Annotated in this window: 1 pseudogene; it reads right to left on the bottom strand. The window is 37.4% G+C overall.

What is annotated here, in order from left to right:
* Nucleotides 1-64: 64 nt before the first annotated feature.
* Nucleotides 65-423: pseudogene (locus QOS10_RS09520) on the bottom strand (hypothetical protein); the annotation flags it as partial.

The following is a 423-nucleotide window of genomic DNA, read 5'->3' as shown; positions in this document are numbered from 1 at the left end:
GCCGTATACGGATCCGTACGTACGGTGGTGTGAGAGGTCGGTAATTGAAATAATCAATTACCTCCTACTCGATTTTTTCTTGGGCTCGACGATATCTTTCCATTTTCTTATAACAGAAATTAACAGCTTTTGCACAGTCAATGCCTGAACGTTCATAAATGTTGGTAGGTAAATCATATCCATAATAAGCGCTTAAATTGTCTATTGTATCTGTGTCATCGCCCATGACCCTAAAATCGTCAGCAACATCATGGATTTGAATGTTTACCAAATCTACCCCCTGCTTTTGCAGAAAAGAGGTTGAACCATAGAAAGTTATGAGCTTATTTGCGCTATTAAAGATATTCCTAAATTTCAAGAATAAGTTAGCCACTGGACTCAAATAAATAATACTGACCAATTGATTATTGGTTGATGGAGCTG

The sequence above is a fragment of the Limosilactobacillus galli genome (genome assembly GCF_947381495.1).
GTDB classification, from domain to species: Bacteria; Bacillota; Bacilli; order Lactobacillales; family Lactobacillaceae; genus Limosilactobacillus; species Limosilactobacillus galli.
This window is presented reverse-complemented; position numbering and strand designations above follow the sequence as displayed.